The sequence below is a fragment of the Chromobacterium haemolyticum genome, assembly GCF_002081825.1.
GTDB lineage: Bacteria > Pseudomonadota > Gammaproteobacteria > Burkholderiales > Chromobacteriaceae > Chromobacterium > Chromobacterium fluminis.
Window position 1 is genome coordinate 55,457 of sequence record NZ_MUKU01000009.1, and the last position, 24,570, is coordinate 80,026.

Annotated in this window: 23 protein-coding genes and 1 pseudogene; 11 read left to right on the top strand and 13 right to left on the bottom strand. The window is 61.6% G+C overall.

The window, feature by feature from the left end:
* Positions 1 to 2: 2 nt before the first annotated feature.
* Positions 3 to 554 (bottom strand): DUF2062 domain-containing protein, encoded by a 552-nt coding sequence (locus B0T39_RS08625; RefSeq protein ID WP_081545722.1) that lies wholly within the window; start codon positions 552 to 554, stop codon positions 3 to 5.
* Between the two features lie 199 nt (positions 555 to 753).
* Here B0T39_RS08625 and B0T39_RS08630 point away from each other — a divergent pair, with 199 nt between their 5' ends.
* Positions 754 to 2,538, top strand: coding sequence for an acyl-CoA dehydrogenase C-terminal domain-containing protein (locus B0T39_RS08630; protein ID WP_081545724.1), 1,785 nt, complete (start codon positions 754 to 756; stop codon positions 2,536 to 2,538).
* A gap of 65 nt (positions 2,539 to 2,603) precedes the next feature.
* Here B0T39_RS08630 and B0T39_RS25600 read toward each other — a convergent pair whose 3' ends face one another.
* Entirely contained in the window at positions 2,604 to 3,053 is a 450-nt protein-coding gene (locus tag B0T39_RS25600) for a hypothetical protein (RefSeq protein WP_081545726.1), read from the bottom strand.
* A gap of 513 nt (positions 3,054 to 3,566) precedes the next feature.
* Between B0T39_RS25600 and B0T39_RS08640 the strand changes: the two genes are divergently transcribed.
* On the top strand, positions 3,567 to 4,844 hold the full coding sequence (locus B0T39_RS08640; protein WP_141111140.1) for a hypothetical protein: 1,278 nt from the start codon (positions 3,567 to 3,569) through the stop codon (positions 4,842 to 4,844).
* Positions 4,845 to 5,960, top strand: a complete 1,116-nt coding sequence (locus tag B0T39_RS24940; RefSeq protein WP_141111141.1) for a hypothetical protein — start codon at positions 4,845 to 4,847, stop codon at positions 5,958 to 5,960.
* 264 nt (positions 5,961 to 6,224) lie between these two features.
* On the opposite strand, the gene B0T39_RS25805 is transcribed toward B0T39_RS24940, so the two are convergent.
* Together B0T39_RS25805 and B0T39_RS26460 are read right to left on the bottom strand one after the other, a co-directional pair.
* The gene (locus B0T39_RS25805) at positions 6,225 to 7,106 is read right to left on the bottom strand and encodes a PLP-dependent aminotransferase family protein (protein ID WP_217806212.1); all 882 of its coding nucleotides are present in this window, start codon (positions 7,104 to 7,106) and stop codon (positions 6,225 to 6,227) included.
* Between the two features lie 319 nt (positions 7,107 to 7,425).
* Positions 7,426 to 7,668, bottom strand: a pseudogene (locus B0T39_RS26460) (GntR family transcriptional regulator); the annotation flags it as partial.
* Positions 7,669 to 7,798: 130 nt separating this feature from the next.
* Between B0T39_RS26460 and B0T39_RS08655 the strand changes: the two are divergent.
* Positions 7,799 to 8,983, top strand: coding sequence for an MFS transporter (locus tag B0T39_RS08655; RefSeq protein ID WP_081545732.1), 1,185 nt, complete (start codon positions 7,799 to 7,801; stop codon positions 8,981 to 8,983).
* Positions 8,984 to 9,107: 124 nt separating this feature from the next.
* Here the strand turns inward: B0T39_RS08655 and B0T39_RS08660 are convergent, their stop codons facing one another.
* Entirely contained in the window at positions 9,108 to 9,617 is a 510-nt protein-coding gene (locus B0T39_RS08660; protein ID WP_081545734.1) for a hypothetical protein, read from the bottom strand.
* Between the two features lie 667 nt (positions 9,618 to 10,284).
* On the opposite strand from B0T39_RS08660, the gene B0T39_RS08665 reads away from it, so the two are divergent.
* On the top strand, positions 10,285 to 11,970 hold the full coding sequence (locus tag B0T39_RS08665) for a S8 family peptidase (RefSeq protein ID WP_081545736.1): 1,686 nt from the start codon (positions 10,285 to 10,287) through the stop codon (positions 11,968 to 11,970).
* A 20-nt stretch (positions 11,971 to 11,990) separates the two neighbouring features.
* On the opposite strand, the gene dhaL is transcribed toward B0T39_RS08665, so the two are convergent.
* Genes dhaL through B0T39_RS08700 form a run of 7 tightly spaced genes read right to left on the bottom strand, consistent with a single transcriptional unit; the run spans position 11,991 to position 19,133 of the window.
* Positions 11,991 to 12,662 carry a dihydroxyacetone kinase subunit DhaL gene (gene dhaL / locus B0T39_RS08670; RefSeq protein ID WP_081545738.1) on the bottom strand — a complete coding sequence of 224 codons (672 nt, stop codon included), beginning with the start codon at positions 12,660 to 12,662 and terminating at the stop codon, positions 11,991 to 11,993.
* On the bottom strand, positions 12,656 to 13,666 hold the full coding sequence (locus tag B0T39_RS08675) for a dihydroxyacetone kinase subunit DhaK (protein WP_081545741.1): 1,011 nt from the start codon (positions 13,664 to 13,666) through the stop codon (positions 12,656 to 12,658). Before B0T39_RS08675 ends, dhaL begins: the two co-directional genes overlap by 7 nt.
* 10 nt (positions 13,667 to 13,676) lie before the next feature.
* A complete protein-coding gene (locus B0T39_RS08680; RefSeq protein WP_081545743.1) occupies positions 13,677 to 14,456 on the bottom strand; it encodes a GolD/DthD family dehydrogenase in 780 nt (259 codons plus the stop codon).
* A gap of 11 nt (positions 14,457 to 14,467) precedes the next feature.
* Positions 14,468 to 15,562 (bottom strand): MDR/zinc-dependent alcohol dehydrogenase-like family protein, encoded by a 1,095-nt coding sequence (locus tag B0T39_RS08685; RefSeq protein WP_141111142.1) that lies wholly within the window; start codon positions 15,560 to 15,562, stop codon positions 14,468 to 14,470.
* An 11-nt stretch (positions 15,563 to 15,573) separates the two neighbouring features.
* Positions 15,574 to 16,575 carry a substrate-binding domain-containing protein gene (locus B0T39_RS08690; RefSeq protein ID WP_081545747.1) on the bottom strand — a complete coding sequence of 334 codons (1,002 nt, stop codon included), beginning with the start codon at positions 16,573 to 16,575 and terminating at the stop codon, positions 15,574 to 15,576.
* A gap of 53 nt (positions 16,576 to 16,628) precedes the next feature.
* The gene (locus B0T39_RS08695) at positions 16,629 to 17,609 is read right to left on the bottom strand and encodes an ABC transporter permease (RefSeq protein ID WP_081545749.1); all 981 of its coding nucleotides are present in this window, start codon (positions 17,607 to 17,609) and stop codon (positions 16,629 to 16,631) included.
* Positions 17,610 to 17,648: 39 nt separating this feature from the next.
* Positions 17,649 to 19,133, bottom strand: a complete 1,485-nt coding sequence (locus tag B0T39_RS08700; RefSeq protein WP_081545912.1) for a sugar ABC transporter ATP-binding protein — start codon at positions 19,131 to 19,133, stop codon at positions 17,649 to 17,651.
* Positions 19,134 to 19,436: 303 nt separating this feature from the next.
* Here B0T39_RS08700 and B0T39_RS08705 point away from each other — a divergent pair, with 303 nt between their 5' ends.
* The gene (locus B0T39_RS08705) at positions 19,437 to 19,910 is read left to right on the top strand and encodes an RpiB/LacA/LacB family sugar-phosphate isomerase (RefSeq protein ID WP_081545914.1); all 474 of its coding nucleotides are present in this window, start codon (positions 19,437 to 19,439) and stop codon (positions 19,908 to 19,910) included.
* Positions 19,911 to 19,994: 84 nt separating this feature from the next.
* Entirely contained in the window at positions 19,995 to 20,957 is a 963-nt protein-coding gene (locus B0T39_RS08710; protein ID WP_081545751.1) for a sugar-binding transcriptional regulator, read from the top strand.
* Between the two features lie 66 nt (positions 20,958 to 21,023).
* Here B0T39_RS08710 and B0T39_RS26155 read toward each other — a convergent pair whose 3' ends face one another.
* Positions 21,024 to 21,299, bottom strand: coding sequence for a hypothetical protein (locus tag B0T39_RS26155; RefSeq protein ID WP_254894517.1), 276 nt, complete (start codon positions 21,297 to 21,299; stop codon positions 21,024 to 21,026).
* Between B0T39_RS26155 and B0T39_RS08715 the strand changes: the two genes are divergently transcribed.
* The 4 genes from B0T39_RS08715 (at position 21,286) to B0T39_RS08730 (ending at position 24,566) form a co-directional block, all read left to right on the top strand.
* On the top strand, positions 21,286 to 22,410 hold the full coding sequence (locus B0T39_RS08715) for a methyl-accepting chemotaxis protein (RefSeq protein ID WP_254894518.1): 1,125 nt from the start codon (positions 21,286 to 21,288) through the stop codon (positions 22,408 to 22,410). The two genes, B0T39_RS26155 and B0T39_RS08715, sit on opposite strands and share 14 nt — an antisense overlap.
* 101 nt (positions 22,411 to 22,511) lie before the next feature.
* The gene (locus tag B0T39_RS08720) at positions 22,512 to 22,850 is read left to right on the top strand and encodes a methyl-accepting chemotaxis protein (protein ID WP_081545753.1); all 339 of its coding nucleotides are present in this window, start codon (positions 22,512 to 22,514) and stop codon (positions 22,848 to 22,850) included.
* 120 nt (positions 22,851 to 22,970) lie between these two features.
* A complete protein-coding gene (locus B0T39_RS25605) occupies positions 22,971 to 23,132 on the top strand; it encodes a hypothetical protein (RefSeq protein WP_176219522.1) in 162 nt (53 codons plus the stop codon).
* A gap of 237 nt (positions 23,133 to 23,369) precedes the next feature.
* Complete coding sequence (locus tag B0T39_RS08730; RefSeq protein WP_081545755.1) at positions 23,370 to 24,566, top strand: phosphatidylinositol-specific phospholipase C; 1,197 nt, start codon at positions 23,370 to 23,372, stop codon at positions 24,564 to 24,566.
* The last annotated feature ends 4 nt before the right edge of the window (positions 24,567 to 24,570 follow it).

Sequence of the window (24,570 nt, forward strand, 5' to 3'; positions counted from 1 at the left end):
CCTTAAAGTGTTCTGCAATGCCTGCTTTTCCAGGCGCTGATCACCGCCCAGCGCCACAGCAGCCGCGTCAACGCGTAGCCGATCACGGCAAAGGTCAGGCCCAGCGCCGGCAACCCCACCAGCAAAGGCCAGCCCAGCTCCGCCAGCCAATTCAGGCAGGCGTGCCACCAATCCGGCAAGCTCATCCGGCCCCAATTGGGCGGCGGCGTCATTGTACCCGCAGCCGGATTGCCCAGTAAAAGCTTGCCATAAGCATAAGCCAGAAAGTACAGCGGCAATACGGTCAAAGGGTTAGTGTACAGCGTGAACAACACCGCCACCGGCAGATTCACCCGCATCAGCAAAGCCAGCGCCACCGCCGTCACCTTCTGCGTGGGGCCGGGCATCAGGCCGGCGAACAAACCCACCCCCACCCCCATCGCCACCTTGCGGCGGTTCAGCGACCAATACGCCGGCCGGTCCAGGTAAGGCGCCAGCCGGCGCAGGCCCGGCTTTTGAAACCAATGGTGCCGGTAGGCAACCCATTTGCGTACCTTGCGTCTAAACCAAGTCATCTGGAATTTTTTGATCCTTGTGCGCGCTCGTTGCCGTTAAACCACACTCGGCGACGGGGAAAACGCGAAAAGCTTGTCAAAGCCACGTCGATAATTTAAACAAGCGTTTGAATTGTTGCCGCCCAAGCGCAGAGCGCACCCAACGCACGACAGACCTGGCCGGATAGACCAGGCCGCGCAAAACCAACCGGAGAGACCCATGCCTGCATACCAAGCCCCGCTGCGGGATTTCGATTTCGTGCTCCACGAGCTGATCAAGGTACAGGACATCATCCCCACCCTGCCCGGCTACGAAGAAGCCACCCAGGACATCTTCCGCTCCTACCTGGAAGCCGCCGCCCAGTTCTGTGAAAGCGAACTGGCGCCCCTGAACCGCCAGGGCGACGAAGAAGGCTGTCACTACGACAGCTCCACCAAATCCGTCACCACCCCGCCCGGCTTCAAGGAAGCCTACCAGCAATACTGTGAACTGGGCTTCCCCACGCTGGACTGCGACCCGGCCTACGGCGGCCAGGGCATGCCCAAGGCGCTGAGCTTCCCCATCATGGAAATGCAGTGCTCCAGCAACGTGGCCTGGTCCATGTACCCCGGCCTGTCTCACGGCGCGTATTCTGCCATTCATGCCCACGGAACCGAAGCGCAAAAAGCAGCCTACCTGCCCAAACTGGTGGACGGCAGCTGGACCGGCACCATGTGCCTGACCGAACCGCACTGCGGCACTGACCTGGGCCTGCTCAAAACCCGCGCCGAACCCAACGGCGACGGCAGCTACAGCATTACCGGCACCAAGATTTTCATCTCCGCCGGTGAACATGATATGTCCGACAACATCATCCACCTGGTGCTGGCCCGCCTGCCGGACTCGCCCAAGGACGTGAAAGGCATCTCCCTGTTCATCGTGCCCAAGTTTCATGACGACGGCAGCCGCAACCCCGTGGCCTGCGGCAGCCTGGAACACAAGATGGGCATCAAGGCCAACGCCACCGCGGTGATCAACCTGGACGGCGCCAAGGGCTATCTGATTGGCGAAGTCAACAAAGGCCTGTCCTGCATGTTCACCATGATGAACGCCGCCCGCCTGGGCTGCGGCATGCAAGGCCTGGGCATAGGCGAAGCCTCCTTCCAGGGCGCGCTGGCCTATGCGCGCGAACGCCTGCAAATGCGCTCGCTCTCCGGCGACAAATGCCCGGACAAGCCGGCGGACCCCATCATCGTCCACCCGGACGTGCGCCGCATGCTGCTGACCCAGAAAGCCTACACCGAAGCCGGCCGCGCGCTGACCAGCTTGCTGGCGCTGCAACTGGACATAGAAGACAAACACCCGGACGCCGACGCCCGCCAGGACGCCGCCGACCTCGTGGCCCTGCTCACCCCGGTGGCCAAAGCCTTCATGACCGACAACGGCTACGAAGCCGCCAACCTGGGCATGCAAGTGTTCGGCGGCCACGGCTACATCCGCGAATGGGGCATGGAACAACTGGTGCGCGACTGCCGCATCTCCCAGATCTACGAAGGCACCAACGGCATCCAGGCCATCGACCTCTTGGGCCGCAAAGTGCTGATGGACCAGGGCCAGAAGCTGCGCAAGTTCACCAAGCAGATCCACAAGTTCTGTCAGGCCAATGAAGGCAACGACAAGCTGGCCGACTACGTGGCCCCGCTGTCCAAGCTGCTGAAAGACGTGGGCGAAGTGACCATGGGCATCGGTATGGCCGGCATGCAGAACCGCGACGAAGCCGGCGCGGCCGCCACCGACTACCTGCGCCTGATCGGCCACCTCAGCTACGCCTGGCTGTGGGCGCAAATGGCGGAAGTGGCTCATTCCAAGCTGGGCGGCGGCGAAGACGGCTTCTACCAGGCCAAGATCCTGACCGGCCGCTTCTATATGAGCAAGCTGTTCCCGGAAGTGCACAGCCTGCTGGCCAAGCTCAAGGCCGGCGCCAAGCCCTTGATGGAATTGCAGGACGAGCACTTCGCGTTCTAAATCACTTACGATAGTGAAACAGAAACGGCCCCTAAGGGCCGTTTTTCATGGGCGAACCTCCCGCGCTAGCGGCCTCGTCCGCGCTTCTTGCGCCGCCGCTGCTGTTGCGCCTCCGCCAACTGCTCCAGGCACAGATAAAGCTGCTGCACCGCCTCCACATGCTGGGCCAGATCCACACGCTCCACCGCCAGGTTCAGCAGCATCTCCAGATAATTGAAGAAGCCCTTGCACAGGCCAATGCGGTAGCTCTTGTCGGCAAAGTCCATATCGCTGGCAATGCGGAACAACAGTCCGCGCGCCGCATGCTGACGGTTGTTCTTCAACAACTGCGCCATATGCGCGGCGTACTGGCGGCCAATGGCGCAGGCTTCGAAATAATCCTGAGGCTCCGCCGGCTGCCAGTAATGCGGATAGGTGCGGCCCGGTACGCGGCGGACAAAGGGCAGACGGAGGTCTTTGGCTTCGCTGGAGGGGAAGCGGTAGCGGGAACGGCGGGGTTTTGAGAAATCAGACATGGGCAACCTCTTGCTAGAAGTGCGTGAAAACCAGCGGCTGCCGGTTAGGCAGACGCAACGCAAGTTTGGAAAACGTGCTGAAAACAGCACCTCGCCTGCAGTCGATGGGTTCTCACGGCCCAGTGCCGGGATGAAACGGCACGGAAGGATTGTTGCTTAGAGAGGGACGGGGGTCAAGCTTTGGAGGCCGTTTTTGGGATCGTGTATTTGCGGAACTATCTACGCGCTACGCGCAGATGGAGAAGGGGCGGCTTCTCAGCCAAAGCAACCCTTCGTATGTCATCTGAAAGATGGCTACTCTCACATTAAAAACAACCATATAAGCACCTGAAAACAAACAAATAATTCAATTTCCATGCAAATGTGTGACCTACTTGCACATTGCTACTTAAGGACACCTAGTTTGTAGCCTTGTAGCAACCTTTTAACCCACCAAAAAATCCTTATGCCATAATTGCAATATGGATAAGTAGCATCTATCAAATACATGTACTGCATTAAAGGGAGAGTAAAATGGATAGAAAGGTCGCAGCAGCACGCTGCCACGAGATTCAATTAGCAATTCGCGACAAGGAAGTCCCACGATTTGAAGGTATACCTGAAATCGGAATGGCAGTTCAACTGGCGCTGCATATCCGAGGACTCCCCCTGTTAGACTATGAGAAAGTGAAGCTCGTAGCGTCAACGATGCTGGGCATTCCCAGACTTTCAGTCGATCGGATAGTACGGTTGCTTGAAGAGGTTGAGTTTGTGCAGATCAACCAAGTTGGACAACGAATCGTATCCGTTCTCCCTATCGTCCCATTTTTCGAGGAATTGTATGATGGAATCGGAGAGTACGCGACGAACAACGCGGAGTTTGACGAATTTGAGCAGCTAACCTTAGAAATCGTGGACAGCTTGGCAGGCTCGCCACAAAACGTCGATGCTCTTGCCAGCAAGATTGGCGCGGAGAGAAAGGCTTTTGATTCCAGTATCGAAATCGGGGAAAAGGCGAACTTTCTAGTTTCACGCCGAGCACGAGCCAAAAGGATCCTGCTCAACCCAACCTACTTCTCCGAAAATGCAGAAGTCTTTGCTGATCATGTGGCTAACAGCGGTGCGACGAGCGTAAAACGAACCCTTGATCTTGTAAAGACAGCTCAAGGCTGGCCACTTTCGTTGATAGTCCGCACAGGTGAGATCAATGGTCAAAAGATCTCGGCCCAAGATGTGATGCTACTAAAGCGTTTAGCGGAGGATGGCATCGTCAAGCCTCCATCAGTCATCACGACCCACGCAGGGGAAAACCAGTTCATCTTCACACCGACCCCCCAGTCGATGAACATCTCCCCACTGCGACGTGATCTCTACGAAAAAGCCCTCGCTATAGTTTCATCGGTACGGCAGGGGCAGTTGTTACCGAACAAGTACAAGATTCGTTCGCCAGGGGCTGTGCTCTACAAATTGAAGACAGAACTACAATTAAGCCCGACTTCAGACTACGCAGAGCAATATCAAAACTTGGTCTTCATGCGAATCGCGAGTTTTGAGTTGCAGAAAAATGGTTTCCGCCAACTAAAGATCATAGATACACCGGAAAACCGTGAGGCATTAAACATAGCCTATGACCTAATACAAGGTGTTCAAGACACAACCCAAGTAGACAAAGAGGCAGTCACTGCAATGACTGGTACCCAAGAGTACATTGAGTCCATGATCAGCTCAAAGCAGATGCGTGAACGGAGTACCGTCAAATTGTCGGATGAGCATACGTTCGAAATCGAACAACTCATCTTGGAGGGATTTTAATTGCTGAAAGACAGAGCACAAAAAGCAAGCGCTTTACGTTTGGCCATTAATAAACGCTGGTTGCCGCAGCTTGAGGTCGATGTCGAGCCAACACAACAACTTGATAGGAACAAGTACCTACTCACTGACATTGATGTCCTTGCAGTCGCACAGTCACCAATGGGCGCACATATCAAATTTGTATTTGATTGCAAGAGCGGAGCTCGCGAGTCTGCTATCAGCCGAGCATTCTGGTTGCATGGCGTCATTGCGCGGACTCGGTCCACCCGCGGCTTCGTAGTGCTCAACGACCGTGTGATGATCAGTAGAGATCATCGAATCAGTGCATCAGATTTAGGTGTTACATTACTTCGTGAATCTGAAATGGCACCGTTTGCAGCTGGGTTAGATGCAAGTATTGCACCGAATGACTCATCTGCCGCGAACATTGAGGCTTGGGAGGCATTCCTTGAAATCAAATCGAAATATTCCAACCTTGCAGAGTATCTAGAATTTAGCCGCTCAACATATTGGATGACGAAGAGCTCGGGCGATCAATGCCGCAAGCTAGTTGCTAAACTCCGTCGAATTCGAACAGAGCTTGATCCCGTCAAACGTGAACATCAGGCCGTTTTCGGTGATGCGCTCTGCTTATTTCTGCATGCCCTCTCAGAGATGGCTGTTGATTTGTTTTTATTGCTCTTACGCCCGACATCTCACGAAGAATATACTGAGGCACTGTTGGCCGTACTTTACGGTGGATTCGAGAATTTAGAGGCGGCCCAGAAAATCCGTCGCATTTCAATTGGCGCAGATGAAGATGATATAGTCAGTATCTTTCCAGACTTACCTCGCTTCGAACACTTAGTTCGAGAAATTGTACAGGCACCATTACAAGCACTTCCGGCTGCAATAATGGCACGAGAATTGGCCTTCATAAATTTAATGGGCACTACCAAGACGCAGACGTCACATGAGATCACTGAAGAGCACCCATACGTATCAAAGTTTGTGATCTTGGCAACCACGTATCTAACAAAAGCTCTTCGCCTGCCCTCAGAGTTCGCGGATATCTATATTGGACAGATGTCAGAAATTCAAGCGGCGGTACTTGAAAAACATTCGACAACCATATAAAGGCAATGCCATCAGGAGATGCATATCAGTCAGAATAACCATGTAATGTTAGAGCGGATTATAACTCGTACCTCACAATGTCAATCACGCGAAATGACAGGGTGCAAGATAGCTCGATCTGGCATTTTTTCTCCTAGCCAGAATCGGTTAACAGGCAGGCTGTCTCAAACCAACTTCGACAATCAAGGCACAATTAATTGACTAGACACTTAGATTAGGAAGCCGAAATAGCTTTCCAAACTCATCATTAAAATGATGAAACTCCTATCCTCGCCCCGCCTCAAAAAACCCCAGCGCTCGCGCATCCCCTGCATAAGCGACATTGATCCGCAGCCAGTCATTATCCTCGCCGCCGGGCATGAAGCCGCTGCCCGGCGACAACAAGACTCCTCGCTTGGCGGCCTCCGCCTGCATCTCCTCAAAGCTGTGGCGGCCGGTGCGCGCCCAGACAAACATGCCGCCCTGCGGCTCGGCGAATACCTGCCAACCATTGGCTTCCAGCGTTTGCAACGTGGCGGCCATTTGCCGGTTCAGCCGCAGCCGCAGCCTTTGCGTCAGCTTGCGGTAAGCGCCGCTGGACAAGAGCTGGGCCGCCACGCATTCGGCAAAGCGCTGGGTGCCGATGCCGGTGTACATCTTGATATTAGCCAGCTGGCGGATCAGCTCCGGCTGGGCCAGCACATAGCCGACGCGCAACGAGCAGCTGAGGGTTTTGGAGAAGCTGGACAGATAGATCACCCGCCGCAGCGAATCCAGCGCCGCCAGGCGCACGCCGGGGTGGTTCTGGAAATCCGCGTAGATGTCGTCTTCCACAATCAGAAAATCGTGGGCCTCCGCCAGTTGCAGCAGGCGGTGCGCCACCGCCGGCGTCACACAGGTGCCGGTGGGGTTGTGGAACAGGCTGTTGATGAACAGGCATTTGGGCCGATGCCGGGCGAGGATGGCTTCCAGCGCCGCCAGGTCCGGCCCGTTGCCGGCACGCGGCACCGCCAGCATTTCTATACCGTGGAATTTCAGCAGGTTGAACAGATTGTAGTAGCCGGGGCTTTCCACCAGCACGGTGTCGCCGGGCTTGAGCAGCGCGCGCCAACAGGTCCAGCGCGTGGCTGCCGCCGTTGGTGGTAAGGATTTGCTCCTGCTCCACATGGATGTCGATCTGGCGCAGCCGCTGCTGCAGTTGTCGGCGCAAGGCCGGCAGGCCCAGCGGGGTACTGTAGTCGAACAGGTCCGACGGCTGGCAGCGGGTGATGTGGCGGATGGCGTAGCCCAGTTCTTCCTGGTCGCGCCAGCTATCCGGCACCCAGCCGCAACCCAGCTTCAGCTGCTCGCCGCTGTCGCTGAACTGGCCCCAGGCCGGCTCCATGGTTTCCCGCCATTCGCTTTCTTCGCGGCCCGGCGGCGCGGCCACGAAGAAGCCGGCGCCGTGGCGCGATTCCAGCAGGCCCAACGCCACCAGCCGGTCGTAGGCGTCGATCACGCAGGATTGGCTGAGCTGCTGCTCCTTGGCCAGTTGGCGGATGGAGGGCAGCCGGGTGCCGGGGCGGACGCGGCTGCGCCGTATCCAGGCGCGCAATTGATCGGCGATTTGCTGCGCCAGCGGCTGCCGGCTGGCGCGGTCGAGTTCTAGCCGCATGACGGGCTCACTGTTTGCTAATAACGAGCAAACAGTTAAGCGCAAATGACTGTCGCTGTCACTTGTTGTCGTCATAGGTCGGCCGGATAGTGGTGTGCCGCGCGGCCCGCCGCGCTCTCCTCATCGCCAGGCCATAGCTTATGACTGTTCCACTGTTTACCCCCACTGTTCGCTCCGCCGCCTCCCTGTTATTCCCGGAGGCCGCATGAGCACGCGCCGCCACCCTGCCCGGCTGGCCTTCGGCCTGTGCCTGATCACTTGCGCGGTGAACCTGCAAGCGCCGCTGTACACCGCTTACGCGCAGCTGGCCGGCCAGGGCGCGGCGGCCACCGCCACCGCGTTTTCCGCCTATGTGCTGGGAGTGTTGCCGGTGCTGTTGGCGCTGGGCGGCCTGCCGGACCGGCTAGGGCGCAAGCCCTTGATCCTGGCGGCGCTGACGCTGGCGATGCTGGCCACCGCCGTCATGGCGCTGTGGCCGCGGCTGGAGGCCTTGGCCGTGGCGCGCTTTCTGCTGGGCAGCGGCACCGCGCTGGCTTCCGCCGCCGGCGCCGCTTATATGGGGGAATTGATGGCGGAGCCGGACGGCCGCCGCGCCACCTTGTGGGTGACGGCCAGCACCTCGCTGGGCTTTGGCCTGGGCGCGGCGCTGACCAGTGTGTGCCTGCTGTGGCAGAGCACGCTGACGCCGGCCAGCTTCTGGCTGCACTTGGCGCTGGCCGGCGCGGCGCTGCTGGCGGTGGCGGGCTTGCCGGAGCCGGCCCCGCGCGGCCGCCATACGGCGATGCTGCGCCCGCCCTATTTCCCCGCCGGCAGCCTGCCTTTCGGCTGCGCCATCCTGCTGGCCTGGGCCGCGGTGGGGCTGGTGATCGCCTTATTGCCGTCGGTGCTGGCCGCGCACGGGCTGGCGCGCTGGTCCGGTTTTTCCACTTTCACCGTGATCAGTTGCGGCCTGTTGTTCCAGCCGCTGGCTCGCGCGATGCCGCCCAGCCGCGCCGCCCGCCTGGGCATGTTGGTGCTGCCGCCCAGCTACGCGCTGCTGGCCTGGGGCGCGACCCAAGGTTCGCTGGCGGCGGTGTTGTTGGGCGCGCTGGGCGCGAGCAGCTCTTGCTACGGCTTCACTTATCTGGGCGGTTTGTCCGCGGTGAACGCGCTGGCTGGCACGGAGAAGCCGCGCGCCAGTGCTGGCTTCTTTCTACTGGCTTATATCGGCTTCAGCCTGCCGGTGATTTTTACCGGCCTGCTGCTGGACCGCCTGGGCGCGCCCATGGCCTTGCTGCTGTTCGGCCTGGCGCTGGCCGCCGGCGCGGCTGTGGTTGCCTGGGCGATTGGACGGGGCGCGGCGGCAAGCGCCGCTGTCCCCGCCATGGCGGCGGCCGGCCGGCGCGATTAAGCAATTAAGCTGGCCAGGCCGCCATCCTCCTTCAGAGCCATTCACAACGCCTCGCAGCAGACCTGAGCCAAAGCGCGCCGACGCGAGGCGCGCCAGTGACACGGCAAGGAGGCTTAACGCAGGATCAGGGGTTGACCGGGTAGGCGGTCAGCAAGACCCAACTGCCCCGCACCACTTCAAAATCCAGCTGCACGCTGGAGAATTGCGAGCGGGTCTGCGCGGTGCATTTGCCCGCCGCGTCCGCCGCGGTGCAGCTGTAGCCGCCTATCTTGTCTTTCTTCAGCACGCTGTAGACGGTGACGCTCTGGCGGGCGTGGTTGCCGGAACACTGGACGGCCACGCCGGTGTATTTCTTGGGGTCCACGTAGTTGTTCCAAAAGCCGGAGTACTCCTCCACGCTGGTGAACAGAGTCTTGCCCACCTGGCTGGTGCCGGCCGGCGGCGTGGCTCCATAGATATGCTGGTTGAGATGGCCGCCCGCGGCGTTGTTGTTGGCGGACACACCGCTGGTCTTGACGCTGGGGATGGCCCGACATTCTACGGCGTGAGCCAGACTGGGCAGGCCGGCGGCGATCAGCAGCGCGATGGCCATGGACAAGCGGTTAAGGGGGGCTTTCTGGGCGTTTTGGCGCATGGTGAAACTCCTAGTGGTGAATGGGAAGGCCGGATGGCTTTGCCGCTAGCCGCAGGGCGGCAAGGAGGCTTCCGCCAAGACCGCGCAAACATTCGTGGACTCGCTTTTGACACCGCAGCGCTGACATGTGGCGGCGTCCAAATTACTCATACAGCATTGTTTATAATTCACCCAAAATGAATGTCAAATGGATTTTTTCCGTCACCATGCCGTGCATTTCAGTTAATCGCCCAGCCCATGTTCATTGCCCCGCCTTCGGTGGCGGCTAGCCTTGGCGTCTCCGTTGCTGGCCAGGTTTGGCTGGCGAAAAAATGCCATCGCAAAATTGTTTATATTGAAATATTCGCCCAACAGAATATATGATTCGTCATTGTAAAATTAAATCTCAAAGCCCACACTATTTGCCCACCCCCTATATTCACTGCTGATTTTTCTCACTCACAATAGCATCGCTATGTATGCATTTTGTCCTCGCTTTGTTTTTAATGTGCAGATTGGGGAAATTAATATCGAAAACCCAGACTCCAAACCGTGTCCGTCATGATTTACGCATTTGATTGCCACGCATTTTCCGCAGCAATAACACGCAATGCGTCGTCAAACGCATGGGATTGACGGCAATTGGTTTTGCCCTGGTTTTTCGCTGAACACCAATGGAGGATTCCCCATGGAAGTCAAATTTGGCAAAAAGAACGAGCCCTCGTTTTTTCTGGAAAAGAGCAAGGATTTAATTGCGGTGCGCACTCGAGACAATCAGCCGATTTCCACCAAGCTCAGCGCTACAATGCCAGCCGGCATCGCCAGTGGCGAATTGGTATTGCAGTTTCCGGATGCGGGTTTGGAGGTGTACCGGGTGCCGCAGGGCCAGCAATCCGTCAATACGCGGAAAACCAGTTTGCGCGGTTTGCCTGAGGTGCGTTTCGCCGGCAGCGCGCTGGTTGACCGGCTCACTGGCGAGCCGGTGATTTACACCGAGAATATTTTCATCAAGTTTATTGATTCGCTGGATGAGCAAAGCTGCCTGGCCATCCTCCACGCCGCCGGCCTCACGGTGAAGCAGCGGCCGGCTTACGCCACCAACGCTTATTTTGCCGCGGCCCAAGAGGGCAGCGGCACGCAGGTGTTTCAAACCGCGCTGGATTTGCTGCGACGCAAGGAGGTGGAGTACTGCCACCCTGAGCTGCTGCGCCAGCGCAAGCAGCGCGCCATTCACCCGAATCAGTGGCATCTGAAGAAAACCACGGTCAGTTATCAGGCGGAAATCGACGCCAGCGCCAATGTGGAGGCGGCGCATCGCCTGAGTCAGGGGGAAGGCGTTGTGATCGCGGTGATCGACGACGGCGTGGATATCGAGCACCCGGAGTTTGCCGTGCCTGGCAAAATCGTGGCGCCGGCGGATGTCAGCGATCCCGCCGCCAGCACGGACCCCCGGCCCAAGCAAGCGGGGGACAACCATGGCACGGCGGTGGCGGGCGTGGCTTGCGCCAGCGGCCGCTACGGCGCCAGCGGCGTGGCCCCCAAGGCGCGGCTGATGCCGATCCGCCTGGCCAGCGATTTGGGCTCGATGGCAGAGGCCTTCTCTTTCTTATGGGCGGCCAATCAAGGCGCCGACGTCATTTGTTGCAGTTGGGGACCTAGGGACGGCGTTTGGTTCGACCCGGCCGACCCGCTGCACCACCAGGTGGCGGCCTTGCCTGCAAGTACGCGGCTGGCGATGGATTACGCCGTCCAGCAAGGACGGGGCGGCAAGGGTTGCGTAATCTTTTTTGCGGCCGGCAATGGCAATGAAAGCGTGGATAACGATGGTTACGCCAGCTATGAAAAGGTGACGGCGGTGGCGGCTTGCAATGAGTACAGCCGACGCAGCATCTACAGCGATTACGGCCATGCGGTCTGGTGCGCTTTTCCCAGCGCCGATATTCCGCACCCGGACCCGAGCATTCGGCCAGAGCCCGAGCCGGATGGCCGGCCGCCACGCAGCCGCGGCATATGGACATCGGATCGCAGCGGCGGGGCCGGCTACAATTCTGGCAGCATCGACAGCGGGGACCAGTGGGGCAATTACACCGATGATTTTGGCGGCACTTCCAGCGCTTGCCCCGGCGCGGCGGGGGTAGCGGCCTTGATCCTGGCGGCACATCCGGCCTTGGGTTGGCAGGAGGTGCGCAACATCATCGCGCAGAGTTGCGACAAGATTTCGCACCCTGGCGATGGCGAAGGCGGCCAGTACGATGGCAAGGGCCACAGCCGTTTTTACGGCTATGGGCGGGTAAACGCCGAAAACGCGGTACTCATCGCCAAGCGGCTGGCTCAGGCCGAGCCGCAGCCCGCGCCAGCCCTCCCCGTCGATTGATCCGTCGCGGCGGCGCGCCTTCAGCCGGCAGACGGCTTGACGGCGCGTAGCACAGTCTCCGCCAGGGTGCGCAGCAGTAATTCGCATGACGCGGCCCCGGCGTCCAGCACCCCCACGGAACGCGGGCCCAGGCGGGCGGCGCGCCCCAACCGGGCCTGCATCATCCGGGTGGACTCCAAGCCCTGCGCCGCCGCCGCTTGCATCGCCCGCAGACACTGCGGCCACCCCTCCCCGCTGGCCAGCGCTTGCTGATAGGCATCCCGCGCCGGCAACAACACGTCAACCAGGGTTTTGTCGCCGGCGCGCGCGCCGCCCATGTCCAGCACCGCCTCCGTGCCGGCGGCCAGCGCCGCGCCGAAGCCGGCGGCATCCAGCCGGAGCCGCGAATCCAGCGTGTCCGCCATGGCCAGGAACAGGCTGCCGTACAGCGGGCCCATCGAGCCGCCGATATCGTCCATCAAGCCGCGAGCCAGCAGCCGCAGCGCCTGCGGCAGCGGCGGCAAGGCCGGCAAGGCGTCCAGCGCTTGCCGGCACAGGCCAAAGCCCTTGTTCATATTGACGCCGTGGTCACCGTCGCCAATCGCGCCGTCGATCTCGCTGAGATGGTCGCGCTGGCGGCGGATGGCTTCTATCAGCGCTGGCGCCATATGGATGGTGGCGGACCATGACAGGCTCGCGTCCACGCTCAACATGGCAGCGCTCCCACCGTCAAGGCTGGGGATTGGCAGGGGTGGTCCAAGCCGGCGGCCAATTCCGGCGTCAACTTCATCAGGGTGACGCTGGCGCCCATCATCTCCAGCGCGGTGAAGTAGTTGCCCACCAGCGGCCGGTTCACCTGTATCCCGCGCGCCTGCAGTTGGGCGAACAGCTCGCCATAGAGAATGTATTGCTCCATCAACGGGGTGGCGCCCATGCCGGACAAGAGCAAGGCCACTTGGTCGCCCCGCTGCAAGGGCAGGTCGGCAAGCAGGGTTTCCAGCATCAGCTCCGCCATTTGTCTGGCGCTGGCGGTGGGCAGCACCTGGACGCCGGGCTCGCCATGGTGCCCTATTCCCACCTCCATCTGACCATCGGCGATGTGGAAATTGGCCTTGCCCGCCGCCGGGATGGTGCAGGCGGACAGGCCGATGCCCATGCTGCGGGTATGGGCGATGGCCTGACGCGCGGCGTCCGCCACCTGTTCCAGGCTACCGCCCGCCGCGGCGCGGGCCGCTGCGGCCTTCCACATCAGGATTTCACCGGCTACGCCGCGGCGGCGCTCGCTCTCTTGAGCCGGGGCGGAGGGCACGTCGTCGTTGGCCACCACCGCCTCGACTCGCACGCCGGCCTGCTCGGCCAGGCGCATCGCCATTTTCACATTCATATTGTCGCCGGCGTAATTACCGTATAGGCAGACCACGCCCTCGCCGCCGTCGGCGGCGGCGAAAGCATCGGCAAAGCTCTTGGCGCTGGGCGAGGAGAACACTTCGCCGACTGCCACGGCGTCCAGCAGGTGGCGGCCCAGATAGCCGAGAAATGCCGGCTCGTGACCGGAGCCGCCGCCGCTGACGATGCCGACGCGGCCGGGCGCGCCGGCGTAGATGGATTTGATCACGCGCGGGTTGGCGGTGGCGGCGACACGGTCGCCGTGCGCGGCCAGGAAGCCGACCAACATGTCTTCGACCATGCGATCGGGATGATTGAGGATGCGGTTCATGGTGTAGCTCCTATAAGACGGTGTAGCCGCCATCTATTAACAGGTTCTCGCCGGTGATCATTGCGGCGTGCTCGCTGGCCAGGTAGGCCGCCAGCGCGGCTACCTCATCCGGACGGACAAAGCGGCCCAGCGGTATCCGTCGCCGCATGTCCTCGCCCGCCACGCCGGCCCAGGCCTGACGGCCCAACTCAGTGGCCACCACGGTGGGGGAAATGGCGTTGACGGTAATGCCGTAGGGCGCCCACTCAGCCGCCAGCACCCGAGTCAGCGCCACCAGGCCCGCCTTGCTGGCGCAGTAGGCGCTGTGGCGCTCCAGCGCCACCACGCTGGCTTGGGAGGCGATGCTGACGATGCGGCCGCCACCCTGCCCTCGCATCAAGCGGCCGGCGGCCTGGGCCAGGAAGAACGGCGCCTTCAGATTGAGCGTCATGGTGGCGTCCCACGCCGCTTCGCTAACATCGTCGGCGCGGTCCAGCAGCGCGATGCCGGCATTGTTGATCAGGATGTCCAGGCGCTTGCCCCAGCCGTGTGTCTGACGCACCACTTGCTCGGCGTTGCCGCTGACGCCAAGGTCGGCGACTATCGCCAGATGGCGCCGCGGGCCGCCGGCCAGTTGCGGCAGGCGCTCCTTCACGCCGCTGCTGATGTCCGCCAGCGCCACTGCCGCGCCCAGTTCCGCCAGCCGCTCGGCGATGGCCAGGCCGATGCCGGCGGCGGCCCCGGTCACCAGGGCCACCTTGCCGTCAAGCTTGAATCCGGCGTCCCAAGCCCGGTTTGCATGTCCTTCCATTGCGTTCTCCATCAGGCCTCTCCCGGCAACAACATGACCTTGAGCGAGCGGTCGCCGCTGCGCACCAGGTCGAAACCCTCTCGAAAGCGCGCCAGCGGCAGCGCGTGGGTGACCACGCCCTGAGTGGGCAAGCTTTGGTCCAGGATGCCGTCGATCACGTGCGGATAGCAGTAAGGCCCCAGATGGGACCCCAGGATGTCCAGCTCCTTGCGGTCGCTGATGATGCTCCAGTCTTCGCACACCGGGTCCTTGAACACGCCCACTTCCACAAAACGGCCCAGCTTGCGCAGCATGGCCAGGCCCTGGCTGACGGATTTTGGATGGCCGGTAACCTCGATGTAGATGTCGCAGCCATAGCCGTCGGTCAGCCGCTTGACCTCGGCATTGACGTCGTCGCGGCGCGGGTTCAGGGTCAGGTCGGCGCCAAAGCGGCGCGCCAGCTCCAAACGATCATCGAACAGATCAAGCGCAATCAGCTTGCCCGGCCCGGCCTTGCGCGCGGCGCCGATAATGCCCAGGCCCAGGGTGCCGGCGCCGGACACCACCACCACGTCGCCCAACTGGATCTGCGCGCGCTGCACCGCGTGAAAGGAGCAGGCATAGGGTTCGATCAGCACTGCCTGCTCCAGCGGCAGCGAGTCCGGCACTCGATAGGTAATCGCTTCCTTGGTGAACTTCATGTATTCGGCCATGCCGCCGTTGACGTTGTGCTGGAAACCGTACAGATCGTGTTTCTCGCACATCCAGTACTGGCCGCGGCGGCAAAAACGGCAGGCCCAGCACGGCACAATCTGTTCGGAGATCACCCGTTCCCCAATGGCGAACTGGGTCACGCCGGCGCCCAGCTTGACGATGCGGCCGATGAATTCGTGGCCGGGTATCATCGGCGCCTTGATGTAGGCGGGCTGGTTCTCGTCGCCCCAGAAGCTGGGCGCGCCGTCATAGGCTTTCAGATCGCCTGCGCAGATGCCGCAGCCTTCCACCTTTACCAGAATTTCACCCGGCCCCGGCTCCGGCACCGCCACGGTTTCCAGCCGGTAATCGCCCGGGGCGTAGGCCACCACCGCCTGCATGCCGGCGGGAATGAGGGTTTCACTTGCGCTCATGGCCGTCTCCTTCAAGCGCCGGGCTTGAGTTTGGCCAGCAGCGCGTCGGCATTGGCCGGGGTGATGGTGGTCCAGGGCACGTCGTAACGCTTGGCCGCGCCGCCGGCCCAGGGCATCGGCTTGGCGTATTCGCGCCAGATGTCGGAACGCGGTTGGTAAGCCGGCCCCTTGACCGCGCGCAGGGCCAGGTCCAAGGCGCCCTGCGCCTGGGCCTTGGCGTCCTGGAAGAAGCTGACCATCAAGGTGCCGTTTTTCACCGCCAGGATGCCGTCGCGAATGCCGTCGATGCCGGAGGCCGGCATCTTTCTGGGGTCCAGGCCCTTGCCGCGCACCGCTTCCAGTCCGCCCAGCGCGATGTCGTCGTTCTGGCCGATCAGGCCGTTGATCTGGCCCGGCCGCGCGGTCAGCCAGTTTTCCATCAGCGTCAGCGCCTCCGCCCGCGACCAGTTGGCCGGCTTGTGCTCCAGCACCTTGATGCCGGGATAACGCGCCAGCGCCTTCTGGTTGCCCACACTGCGCTCCAACTGGGCGGACTGGCCGATAGGGCCTTCCATGATCACCACATTGCCCTTGCCCTTCAGCGCCTTGGCCACGGCTTCCGCCTGCAGCTCGCCGGCCACGGTGTCGTTGTTGCCGATATAGGCGGTGAGTTGGTCGCCGTTGACGCGGGTATTGGACCCTATCACCGGAATCTTGGCGCGCACGGCTTTGGCCACCGCTTCCGCCCCGGCGGCGATGTCGATGGGCACAAACAGAATGGCGTCGTACTTCTGGGTGATCATGGTGTCGAACTGGTTGTTCTGCGTCAGCGCGTCGTAGCGGCCGTCAAACACCGTGATCTGCACCGAACCGTCCTTCACCGCCGGATGCCGCTTCAACGCGTCCACCCACATTTGCATGAATTCGCCCTTGAGTCCGTAGACCGCGGCGCCGATGCGCAACGGCTGGGCCGCCCAGGCCGGGAGCGCCAGTGCGCAGAGCAGCGCCGCAGCGCCAAATTTGAACCGTTGCATGCTCCATTCCTCCTTTGAGATTGCGCCGTGACTGGCGCGGCAAGGCGTTTGGCTCAGGCTTGCCTGTGACGCGAACCATCCAGCAACACCGCCGCCACGATGATCACGCCCTTGATCAACTGCTGGTAATAGGACGACACCCCCATCAGATCGAGCCCGTTGTTGATCACGCCGATGATCAAGGCCCCCATCACGGTGCCAAGCACCGAGCCGACGCCGCCGGAAAGGCTGGCGCCGCCAATCACCACCGCGGCGATGGCGTCCAGTTCATAAGCCACGCCGGCCTGCGGCAGCGCCGCGGTGGTGCGAGCGGTGAGGATGAGGCCGGCCAGCCCGGACAGGCCGCCGGCAATCAGGTAGACACAGAAAGTGATCCAGCGGGTGCGGATGCCGCTGGTGCGGGCGCTTTTTTCATTGCCGCCCACCGCGTAGACATAGCGGCCGAACACGGTGTGGGTCAGCGTGAACCAGGCCAGCGCGGCCACCAGCGCGAAGATCAGCACCGGCAAGGGCACGCCCGCCCATTCCCCCTGACCGATCAGGCGGAAGCCGTCCGGCAGGCTGGAAACCGGCATGCCGTCGCTGTAGATGTAGGTCAGCCCGCGCGCGGCGCTGAGCATGCCCAGGGTGGCGACGAAGGACGGCACCGCCAGCCGCGCCACCAACACGCCATTGACCGCGCCCAGCGCCAGGCCGCAGCCCAGCCCGGTCAACAACGCCGGAAGCACGCCTGCCTCCGGCCGGACGGCCATGCTGGCGGCCACCATGCCGGCGAAGGCCAGCACCGCGCCCACCGATAGATCAATGCCGCGGCTGAGAATGACAAAGGTCATGCCCACCGCCAGAATGCCGTTGATCGAAGTCTGGCGCAGGATGTTGGCCCAATTGTCCCAGCTGAGGAAATACGGACTGGCCAGACTCAGCAACAGGCATAACAGCAAGAACACGGCGACAATGCCATAGCGGGACAACGCGGCGCGGCCGGGCAAGCGGGCGGTAAAGGCCGGCGATTTGGGACTCAGGGAATCGTCCATCGGGTTTCCTTTCAAGATGATCGCTTGGGACGAAGAAGCTCAGGAGGCCAAGTGCAGCAAACCCTGCTGGCTGGCCTCCGCGCCGTCCAACATCGCCACTAGCCTGCCGGCTTTGAACACGGCGATGCGGTCGCTCAGCTCCAGGATTTCCGGCGCTTCCGACGACACCAGCAGCACGGCGCCGCCCTCTCGAGCAAAGTCGTCCAGAAAGGCGTACACCTCGCGCTTGGCGCCTTCGTCGATGCCGCGGGTAGGTTCATCGCACAGCAGGCAGCGCGGCCGAGCGGCCAGACAGCGGGCCAGCACCACTTTCTGCTGATTGCCGCCGCTCATTCGTCCAGCGGGCATATTCGGCGAGGCGGCTTTGACGCGCAGCCTCCGGCACAGCGCCGTCACCAGCGCTCGTTGCGCCGCGCGCCGCACCACGCCGCAGCGGGCCAGGCGCGGCAGCACCGGGTAGGCGATGTTGTCGGCCACCGAGGCCGACAGCACCAGGCCGCTGTCCTTGCGGTCCTCCGTCACCAGAGCCAGGCCGGCGCGGATGGCGCCCGCCGGGCTGGCCGGCACTTCCCGGCCAGCCAGCCGCACACTGCCGCGCTGACGCCGGCTCAAGCCGTACAGGCAGTTGAGCAGTTCGCTGCGGCCGGAACCCAGCAGGCCGTAAATGCCGACGATTTCACCAGGACGCACCGCCAGACTGATGTCCTTGAACTCTCCATCGCGCCCCAACCCCTCCACTTGCAGCAGCGGGGCGACGGCGGTCGTGGTGGCGGGGCGGCGGCCGCGCTCGCCGCGCAGTTCCCGGCCAACGATCTGACTGACCAGGTGGGGACGGTCGATATCGGCCAGCCGGCCGCTTTCGACAAAGGCGCCGTCGCGGAACACGGTATAGCAATCCGCAATTTCGAAAATTTCGGACAGCCGGTGTGAAACGTAGATGATGCCGGCCCCATGGGCGGCAAGGCGGCGGACCGCGGCGAACAAGGCTTCAGTTTCCCGTTCGCCCAACGATGAGGTGGGTTCGTCCATGATCAGGATGTCGCTGTCGCGGTTGAAGGCTTTGGCGATTTCCACCAGCTGGGTCTGCGCCAGGCTGAGCCGCGACATCGGCCAGCGTGGGTCGAGATCGAAATCCAACCGCTGCAGCAGCGCCTCGGCGTCGGCCAGTTGGCGGCGACGGTCCACCAAAGCGCCCCAGCGGCGCGGCTCGCGGCCCAGGGTCAGATTTTCCGCCACACTCAAACCCGGCACCGGCGACAGCTCTTGCGTGATCATGGCGATGCGCCGGTTCAAAGCCGCCAGTGGCGAGGAGAAATCCACTTCCCGCCCCCGCAGCCGCAGGCTGCCGCCGTCTCGCCGCAGCAAGCCCATCACAATGCTCAAAAAGGTGGATTTGCCGGCGCCGTTGCCCCCGCATAGCGCATGCACGCTGCCGGCGCCCAACTCCAGGCAGCCGTTGCGCAGGGCCGCCACGCCGTTAAAGGATTTCGCAATGCCCATCGCCTGCAGTAGCACGGTTTTCATTAGCGCCTCCGCCAAGAACAAATGATCATAAATTGAACACATGCTAAGCAACGGATTTTGCTAACGTCAATTCAAACCAGCTATACAACAGTCATGCAGCGCATGATAAACCCAATGAAAATCAGCAATTTCATCTGTTAAATTATTGCAGGATGGTCGCTTCAGTACATGCTGCAACCGCAATAAACTCCTGTTGTCTTTTCGGCAACAGCAATGAAAAACTTTTCAATAAATGAAAATAAGTTCATTGTATTGTTCACCAAGCGCCACCCGCGCGCCCCTCATCCCGCCAAGGAGAGCCCGATGCACATCGCCATCGCTTGCGACGAGGCCGCGTTCGACCTCAAGGAAATCCTGTTGCGCCACCTGCATGCGCAAGGCCGTCATGTCAGCGACTGCGGTGTATTCGACCGCCAGCCGGCGCTGTACGCCGATATCGCCATCCCCATCGCCGAGCAGATCATCGCCGGGCGCTACAGCCATGCGGTGCTGTTGTGCGGCACCGGCATAGGCATGGCCATCGCCGCCAACAAGGTGACCGGCATACGGGCCGCACAATGCCATGACACCTATTCCGCCGAGCGGGCCAAGCGCAGCAACGACGCGCAAATCATCACCCTGGGCGCACGCGTGGTGGGGCCGGAATTGGCCAAGCGCATTGTGGACACTTGGCTGGAGGCGCGGTTTGACGGCGGCGCATCGCAACCTAAACTGGACAGAATCCGCCAATACGAACAAGCCTCTCCCCGCCGCGACGGCGGTGACGAGCCAAACTGAGACCGGACCACGTTCCGCCGATTTGGCATAAAATGGCGGCCCCGCCATCTGCCGACGGCCAGGCATGAGCACAATGAGGAAGGCATGAATCAAGACGAGCTGACAGAGCTGGCAACCCTTTACTATGTGGACAACCACACCCAGGAAGCGCTGGCCAAACGCTTTGGCATCTCGCGCGCCACCGTCAGCCGCATGCTGCGCAAGGCCCAGGAAGAAGGCGTGGTGGAAATCCGGGTGCGCCAACACCCGGCTTACGCCAGCGGCCTGGAACAGGAACTGCGCCAACGCTTCGGCATCTCGCGCGCCATCATCGCCATCGACCATCAGGACGGCGACAAGCAGCGCGCGCTGCTAGCGGCGCAGGTGGCCGCCTATCTGGACCAGAGCTTGGACGACGGCATGGTGGTGGCGGTGGGCATGGGCCGCAACATCAGCGCCGTGTCCGACTATATTTCCACCCCCACGCGGCGCGAATGCGCCTTCATCTCCGCCATAGGCGGCGCTTACCGCGGCGGCGAAGCCATGAACGCCGATCATATCTGCCGTCGGCTGGCAGCGCGCTTCGGCGGGGAAAGCGAAACGCTGTACGCACCGGCGCTGATCCAGGACCCGGCCTTGCGCCAATGCCTGCTGGAGAACGACACCGTGCGCCAGACGCTGGACCGCGCGCGCCGCGCAGACATGGCGCTGATCGGCGTCGGCGACATGTCCGAGGACAGCAATATCGTGCGCATGGGCTGGTTCAGCCCGGCCGAGATCGCCACAGCCAAGCGCGGCGGCGCCATCGGCGACGTGATGGGTTATGACTTCTTCGACATTTACGGTCAGCCGGCCAATACCACGCTGCAGGGCCGCGTGCTGGGCATCAATCGAGGTGATTTGGAACGCATTCCCAATGTGATCGCCATCGCCAGCGAGCAGTCCAAAGCCACCGCGCTGCTGGGTGCGCTGCGCACCGGGGTGATCGATACCCTGGCCACCACCACGGTCAATGCGATGACGGTAATCAGCCTGGACGATATCACCCGCAAAACGCCAGTGAGCTAGGCCACCCCTCCGACTGCTCGAGATGCACGCGGATGGTTTGCTCTCGCCCATTCCGGCAACTATGGTTCAGCAAGGGCCGCCGCTCTGGCAGGCGCACCGCTGCACAATAGGCACAATATCTGTACGGGGGAGCGCTCTATGCTGCACCAGTTGACCGTCAAGCAATAACTGCTGGCCGGCTTTGGCCTGCTGATCATTCTGATCGCCATCATCGTGGCGGTGGCGATGATGAAGTTGAACACCATAAGCGACAAAATCCGCGATGTGACCGAGGATCGCTATCCCAAGATCATCCTGGCCAACAAGATTCAGCGTCACCACGCTGGATGTGGGCCGCTCCATCCGCAACGCCATCATCGTGCAAACGCCGGAAGAAACTGAGACTCATATCAAGAAGGTGGAGGAGTTCCGCGCCGCCAACGCGTCCAATCTGGATCAGATGGAAAAACTGCTGTCCACGCCCAAGGGGAAGGAGCTGTTCGACAAACTCAAGACAGCTAGCGCCAATTTGGGCGGTCAGTTCGAGCCCTTGTACGCCTTGGCACGCGCCAATAAGAACGAGGAAGCCAAAACCTTTTTGATGAAAACCTTTGCGCCGGCCAACAACATGTTTTTGAAGTCGCTGAAAGAGATGTCGGACTTTCAGGAAGACTTGATGCAAAAGTCGATTGAGGCCAGCAAAACCGCGCAAAGCGAGGCGGTGGCGGTGATCGCCTTGATCGCGGCGGTGGCGATTGCGATATTCATCGCCAATCTGGTGACGGTGCTGCAGCAGAAATCCGCGCAGCTGGTGCGCAATATCAAGCAGGGCGATTTGTCCGGCCACGATGAGCCGATTCCTGAGGCGCGCGACGAGGCCATCGCTATGGCCAAAGATATTCAGGAGATGCGCCAGGGCCTGCGCGAGGTGGTGGCCAGCATCCAGAAAAACGCCAACGAAGTGTCCGACTCCGCTCACGAGCTGGCCAGCATGTCCGAGCAAGTGGCCCACGGCGCGCAGCGCCCGTCCGAGGCCACCTCGGAGACCGCCACCACCATCGAGGAGCTGACGGTCAGCATCAACCACGTGGCGGACAACTCCAACGAGGCTTCCCGCCAGGCGGCGATGGCCGGCGATCTGGCCTGCCGCGGCGGCCATGCGGTGAAGGCGTCGGTGGGCAATATCGAGACGGTGTCGTCCTCGGTGGCGGCCACATCAGACCAGATGAAGGGCCTGACTCAGGAGGTGCAGAAGATAGGCAATATCGTCACGGTGATCCGCGACGTGGCGGACCAAACCAACCTCCTGGCCTTGAATGCGGCGATCGAAGCGGCGCGCGCCGGCGAGATGGGCCGCGGCTTTGCGGTGGTGGCGGACGAGGTGCGCAAGTTGGCGGAACGCACCGCCAGTTCCGCTCAGGAAATCACTCAGAACCTGTTCAAAGTCTGCTGCGCTTCAGCGATACGGCGTTAAAAACAAGCTCAAAATGCTCATGTACCACTTGTACATTCCGCTTTTTCGCTTGTTTTCGCCTTGTCTCGCCCTCGCTCGCGAGACTTTGAACAGGCTCTCAGATGATCGGCTCCATCCAAGGCAGCGCCAACCGGGTGGTGGGCAGCATGGAGCAAAGCCTGTCCAGCGTGGGCACGGTGTCCGACGGCGCCAGCCAGGCCACCGACTCCATGCAGGAGATTGAAGGCAGCACTCACTCCATCGTGCACTCCATCGGCAACATCACCAGCGCGCTGAGCGAACAGCGCACCGCCAGCCTGAACCTGGCGCAGAGCATGGAGCGGGTATCTCAGATGGCGGAGGAAAACAGCGCCACGGTGGAAGAACTGGCCACCACCTCCAGCCAGGTCAACGCGCTGGCGCAAAACCTGCAGGGCGTGACCGCGCGCTTCCGTCTCTAAAAGCGGTTTCAAACGAGGCGGGCCCGCCCATCTCCGCGCTCAGTCGTACTGGGTGCCCTTCTGGATCAATTCCACCTTGTAACCGTCCGGGCCCTGCAAAAAGGCGATCACGGTGCGGCTGTGTTTCATCCGCTCCGCCTCGCGCGCCCCCCTGTCGCCCAGGACTGGGGCCGCGGCTTCGCGCTGCCGGACCTGGCGATCAGCGATATTCACTGCATCTGGCGCAAGCAGCAGGAGTCGGCCCTGGTCGACGGTTTCATCCAGTCCATCGCCACGGATTAAAAGCCTGTTCAATGCCTGCCACGCTAGCGCCTGCACCCGCTTTCCCCGCCATACGCCTAGTCTCGTTCTTGCCCGCGAGACTGCGCACCGGCGCAAAAAAACCACACCAGGCCGGGCAAGCGGGGAAACGGTATGGGCGCAATGAGCAAAAATCGCAATCGGCATAACATGATCTCGTCGTAAGGTCGGCCAGCCGGCATCCGTACGCCGGCCCTTCCTTTCACTTGGGACCCGATCATGAAAACTCTTTTCGCCGCGCTTTCGCTCAGCCTGGCCGCAAGCAGTCCGGCCGTCCTCGCCCATGCCCATTCGGCGTATTCCCACGACAGCAACTTCAGCTACCGCCATCCCAAGTGGATGGGCCTGCTGGACGATGGCCTCACGGTCAGCCAGCTGTCGCTGCCCGGTACTCACGACACCATGAGCCGCTACGGCGGCGACAGCGTCGCCACCCAAACCCTGCCCTTGCGCACCCAGCTGGACGCCGGCGTGCGCGCTTTCGATATCCGCCTGCGTTCCATAGCCAACAGCTTCGCCATCCATCACGGCCCGGTGTTCCAACAGGCGATGTTCGGCGATGTGCTCAACGACATGAGCGCCTTCCTTCGCGCCAACCCCAGCGAGACCCTCTTCGTCCGGGTCAAGGAAGAACACACGCCGGAAAACAGCTCAATGTCCTTCCAGCAGATTTTCGAGTCCTACTACAATCGCTACAGCGGCTACATCGCCATTCCCGCCAGCAACAATCCCAGCTTGCGCGAGGTGCGCGGCAAAATCGTGTTCTTGCAGAACTTCTCCAGCAGCAAGCGTTACGGCATTTCCTACGGCGCCTACAACATCCAGGACCAGTACAGCGTTTCCACCAACTGGGATTTGTACGGCAAATGGGAGAAGATCAAGGCCCACCTGAACCAGGCCAATACGGGTCCGCGCGGCAACGGCTACATCAATTATCTGACCGCCTCCGGCGGCTCCTTTCCCTATTTCATCGCCAGCGGCCATTCCAATCCGGCTACCGGCGCGCCGCGGCTGGCCACCGGCCTGACAACCCCGGGCTGGAAAAACAGCTATCCTGATTTCCCTCGCGTCAATTGCTTCATCGGCATCTGCACCATCGCCTTTGAAGGCAGCAATGTGCTGACCCAGGAATACATCCAGCGCCAGCGTCCGGCTTACGCGGGCATGGTGATGGCCGATTTTCCGGGGCCGGGGCTGATCGACACGCTGATCCAGCTCAATCTGAAAACCTGCAAACGCTGGAGCGCGGGCGACCGCGCCACCTTGGGCGACATCTACCGCTACGACAACCCCTACTCCAAGACGGTGGACTATTTCCGCAGCCGCAAGAGCGGCGGCTATTGGTATTTCCCCACCAATCAGTCCAGCAACGGGGACTGGGAATACCTGGGCCATGCCAGCGCCTGCCGCGATTGACCGC